The sequence below is a fragment of the Vibrio sp. 2304 genome (assembly GCF_033339475.1).
GTDB classification, from domain to species: Bacteria; Pseudomonadota; Gammaproteobacteria; order Enterobacterales; family Vibrionaceae; genus Vibrio; species Vibrio alginolyticus.
Map to the genome: position 1 here is coordinate 1 of NZ_JAWOUQ010000032.1, position 4,956 is coordinate 4,956.

Annotated in this window: 5 protein-coding genes; 2 read left to right on the forward strand and 3 right to left on the reverse strand. The window is 39.7% G+C overall.

The window, feature by feature from the left end; translation table 11 throughout:
- Positions 1-133 precede the first annotated feature (133 nt).
- Both R7P64_RS24005 and R7P64_RS24010 read left to right on the forward strand, forming a co-directional pair.
- Positions 134-1,486, forward strand: a complete 1,353-nt coding sequence (locus tag R7P64_RS24005; protein ID WP_318124087.1) for an AAA family ATPase — start codon at positions 134-136, stop codon at positions 1,484-1,486.
- Position 1,487: 1 nt separating this feature from the next.
- On the forward strand, positions 1,488-2,264 hold the full coding sequence (locus R7P64_RS24010) for an HNH endonuclease (protein ID WP_039452983.1): 777 nt from the start codon (positions 1,488-1,490) through the stop codon (positions 2,262-2,264).
- Between the two features lie 112 nt (positions 2,265-2,376).
- On the opposite strand, the gene R7P64_RS24015 is transcribed toward R7P64_RS24010, so the two are convergent.
- From R7P64_RS24015 to R7P64_RS24025, 3 genes are all read right to left on the reverse strand, one after another.
- Positions 2,377-3,567, reverse strand: a complete 1,191-nt coding sequence (locus R7P64_RS24015) for a site-specific integrase (protein WP_318124091.1) — start codon at positions 3,565-3,567, stop codon at positions 2,377-2,379.
- A gap of 10 nt (positions 3,568-3,577) precedes the next feature.
- Positions 3,578-3,940, reverse strand: a complete 363-nt coding sequence (locus R7P64_RS24020) for a hypothetical protein (protein ID WP_318124094.1) — start codon at positions 3,938-3,940, stop codon at positions 3,578-3,580.
- Positions 3,941-4,114: 174 nt separating this feature from the next.
- Positions 4,115-4,522, reverse strand: coding sequence for a hypothetical protein (locus tag R7P64_RS24025; protein WP_318124096.1), 408 nt, complete (start codon positions 4,520-4,522; stop codon positions 4,115-4,117).
- Positions 4,523-4,956: the final 434 nt, after the last annotated feature.

The following is a 4,956-nucleotide window of genomic DNA, read 5'->3' on the forward strand; positions in this document are numbered from 1 at the left end:
TGTGGGTTGGAAGATACAGCATAACGCACATAAAAGGCATGATGGCTTTGTTCGTCTCACGATATATTGAAGAGTCAACTTCAACAAAATTTATGTTAAAGTTACTAAAACCTTCCTCATAAATCATAGAGTCATGATCACGCGTATAACGTTGAAGAATTTTAAACTGTTCTCTGATGAACAATTTGAATTTAACCCCGAATTTAATCTAATAGTTGGCGTAAATGGTAGCGGTAAAAGTACTCTCCTCAAAGGGTTAGCCATTTCACTTGCTGGCTGGGCTCATGCATACATAAAGGATAGGAAAAATCTTCGACCAATTGAAGATAATGAGATTCGAGAAATCGAACAAGATGGACGCTTTGACAAAACAAAGAAAACATCAATTAGTGCACATGGTATTTTTCCCATCATAAGCCGACTTGGATATACCGTTAATGGGATGGTTGATTGGACTCGTTACCGAGCCGAAGGGGAGGAACAAACATTTTTTACTGGTGGAATTCGATACGAGAGTCGTGATGGTGGATCTTATTCAGAAAAGGAATATCCCCTTAATTTATCGACCTTAGGCAGTGATGTTATGCGTCACATAGAGCAAGGAAAACAGTTTGATTTACCTGTAATTGCATTTTATGAATGTGACAGATTGTGGATGTCTGAAGGTGATATAGACGTAAAAAATACAGCAATGAAACAATACTCTAGGTTCGAGCCATATGTTGATTGCTTTCATACGGGAGTAAATGATAAAGCTCTTGTAGAGTGGTTACTTAAACTAGAGTTAGCAGCTCTTCAAAAGAAAACACCAAGCCCGCTAAAGTCTGCAATTGAAATGGCAGCGAAAGGGGCTTTAGAAAATTGTATTGGTTTTGGTTTTGATTTTGAAGAATCTAGAGTGATGGTACGTTTTGAAGATGGAACATCAACACCATTTGAGCATCTAAGTGACGGACAAAGAACTATATTAGGCTTATTCTGCGATATAGCTAGGAGAGCAGCAATTCTTAATCCACATTTAGGAGAAAGCATTTGTCATGAAACTAAAGGTGTTATTTTAATTGATGAACTAGATCTACACCTACACCCTAAATGGCAAAGAGTAATTATTGAAGCTCTTAGAACTACATTTCCTAGCATTCAATTTATATGTACTACGCACTCTCCATTTTTGATTCAGTCTTTACGAAGTGGCAATGAAATAATAAAGATGGACGGAGAGCCTCTGCTTGAATTTAAAAATAAAAGTATAGAAGACATCTCCATTAATATGGGAGTTGAGCACCCAACAACTTCAAGAAAATATAGAGATATGAAAGAGGCTGCGAAGGGTTTCATGCAGGATTTGAGCGAAGTTCAAGGTACACCAAAAGATAAACAAGAAGAGTTTAAAAAACGCTTGGCAAGTATTACGGGACTTTATGCAGAAAACCCAGCTTATCAAGCATTTCTGGAGCTACAGTATCTTTCTAAGTTTAGGTCTTAAAATGAGACCGTTTAAAAAAGGATCTTCTCCTGTTAGCGGTGATTATTCAGATTACTCTGATGCGAAAACAGATTTAATTTCTCGCTTTAGCTCAGGAATGATAAATGGCAGTCATAAAGCTGCTTACTGTAGCTATTGTGAACGAGTAATCACTCAAAGTTTAGCTGTGGAGCATATACAGCCTAAAAAAGGTAAATATAATCATCCGACGTTAATTGGAAGGTGGGATAATTTTTTACTAGCTTGTGTTAATTGTAACTCAGCGAAAGGTAGTAAAGGGGTATTCTTTGATTATCTTCTTTTCCCCGATAGAGACAACACTTTCAAAGCATTTATTTATGAGCCAGATGGTAAGATATACGTAAATAAAAATAACAATGTGGTTATGCAAAGCCTAGCAATAAATACCTTAAGGCTGACTGGATTAGATAAAACATCAAGAGAAACTTTCGATGAAAATGGTAAACTAATTGCTCAAGATAGAATTAACCAGAGAATGGAGGCTTGGGGAACAGCTGAGGTTCAATTAAACATATATCTACAGGACAAACACAATGTACATATACGAGAAATGATTGCAATGCAGATGGTTACAACTGGATATTTTAGTGTTTGGATGACTGTTTTCTCTGAACATGACGACATGAAAAAAATCTTTGTTGATTCAATTTCTGGAACTCGCGCTAGTGGTTGTTTTGACCAAAAGACTCATTCATGCGTCCACCCTCATGATAATCCTGATAGACTGCCTACAGGGCGATTTTCAATGTACAAATAGCTTTTGAGCATTATTAGATGTAGGATTGCCTACACTGAAAAACTGATTGTAAAATGAAATGATAATTAACTAGCAAAAAAAAACAGCGAGCTACATACTCACTGCTTCTAGACTATCCGTTACTCACATCTCCCACCAACTCCGCCACATTAGCACTTACCTCCCTCAGCCTTGAACTAGCCAAATGAGCATATCTGGTGCTGGTTTGCGGAGACTGATGCCCCAACAAATGCTGAACATCATAGAGCGTGGCATTTCCGCTGTTTATGAGGATCGATGCGAAGCTATGCCTCAAATCATGAATTCGGAAGTTGTCTGTAATCCCGGCAGCTTTCTTGATTCTGGCGAAAGCCTTCTTCGGATGAGCGATAGGTCTACCGCGTGCATCTCCGGCAAAGATATAGGGGTTCTTCGGTTGTTGAAATCGTCGTTGATCATGGATGACTTCCTTAGCTAAATGATTGAGTAGGACCGTTCTCGACAGCCCCGACTTAGTGTGTGGTAGAAACAGGCTACAATTGCCGTCGTCGTCGACGGTAAGGCATTCCCATTTTGAGCTGGTGATTTCCCCGATTCGCATCCCAGTAAGCAGAGCGAATTTCAGCGCATTAGCTTGGGTGCGATTGGGTTCTTCGTTACACGCCTTGATGAAGGCTGAAACCTCAGCCCGTGACAGGAATCGCTGTCTTACATTGTTTTCCTTAAGTTTCCGTATGTACTGGCCGGGATTCTTGTCCACGAATCCCCATTCCATTGCCAGTCTGAACATGCGAAGGACCAAGGAACGTAGACGGTTCACCGTTGCAGGTTTCCTACCTTCTAGTAATCCATCTAGCAATTTCTGAATGTCCTGTTGACCGATATCAGTAAGCGGTTTCTTGCCCCACTTCGGATAGAAATGAAGCTTGAGACTACCTGCATCACTTTTAGCGGTGAGCTTATTCATCATTGCGTAGGGTAAGTAGTGCAGCTCTGAGAACTCCTGGAACGTAAGGACGTTGCGCTTCTCATCACGAATAGCCTTGGGATCATTACCTAGAGCTATTTCCCGTTTATGGTCATTGGCAATCTGGCGAGCAGTGTTGATGTCTAATGCTGGATACTCGCCTAGCTGGATGGATTTCTTAGTTCCATGCAGGGTGTACCTGAACAAGAAACGCTTCCGACCTTGACGGTTGACGATCATCTTGAGGCCAGAACAGAGTTCGTCTGTGTATTCTGTTTCCTTACTTTTGCTCGACGGCGGCGTCGGTGGTAGTGAGTCGAGTTGGCGTTTATTGAATTTGAATTTTCGGGATTGCATCGCTGCCTCCTTAGTCATTCTCGATGGAGAAGTATTCGCGTAGTTCGGTGAGTAGTGTCTTAGGCATCAGTAGGTAGATACCCTTACCAGAGTCCTCGACAATGCTCAGGGTGAGTACTGCTCCATAGTCCAGATCGTCTTCGAATTCGGTGTAGGTCAATGCTCGTTTTAGCATTTCGATATCGTCGACGACGACGGCAGAGAGCTCGGATTTTGATGTGAGAAACCAGAGTTCACATTGCAGCTCATCCCATGCTTGTTGGGTTTCTGCTTCATCGTGAAATGGTCCGGTGAGTATGGATTTTATTTGTTCTTGTAAGGTGGTGGTGATTGGTAGGGTTGTGATTTGTTGAAGATTGTTTAGCTTAATCATAATTAACTCCATGATTATCAGTATCATAGAGTTAATATATTTTTGATTTCACGGATGATTCGGGGTAATAATATAGAATATTAGAGGCCAGAATTATTTCCAGCCTAAACTAGTGACTCATTATTCTAACAGCAATGAAAAAACCGTCATTTCCGTTGTTCAACATATTTAAACTTAATGGAAGGTTAGAGCGTTCACAACCTGGCTCTTTATTTTTTTGATTCGATCAAAATAGGCGTGAATTTCTTCAGCGTCGTAATCGTCTTTGCTGCACTTTCTAACGTTAGTGATAATTCTTGAGTAATGCTCCAAGTCATCGGTGATTTGCTTCAAGCTATCTGACTTATAACAAACTAAAAATTGTTTCTCATTCTCGCATGACAGAACAGGATATGAACTAGTCATTTTTAGGTAATACCCGAGAAGGTTTTTTTCTACGATATCATTCGCGTAATAGGATATTTCAAAAATATCATCACGATTCTGAAATTCATTGAGGGCGTTTCGGTATTCCTGAGCCATTCGGCTGAGTCTATCTGATTTGCTTTCAACTTTGATATTGATATTTTTTGATTGGGTCATATTAACTCCTTTGTTTAATGAATAGCACCTCCATTCGGAGAGCATTGATGGTTGAATTTACGCATTGCATTTCCTATCTGTATCTGCCTTGGGGGTCTCATTGGGCCCAAAATGAAAAAACCGCCATGACGGCGGTGATAACATAAAAGTAATTGCGAGTGAGATCAGCTACAAGTTTGCTGTTTACCTATTTCATCAATCTTTTTCATTTATCACCTGATACTTATTTATAAAATCAGTTAGAACCATTTCCAACTGACCTATTGTGCAGCAAACTATATATGCCACTTCTTTCAATCTACCACAAAAAAATATTAATTCAATACATTTGTTGCACTATGTCACATTTTTTAATTTTGATATTTGCATCTTGAAGATTTCAATGAATAGGCATTGCTCCAGCTACCCCCCATTTTCTACCATCTCAACATCTC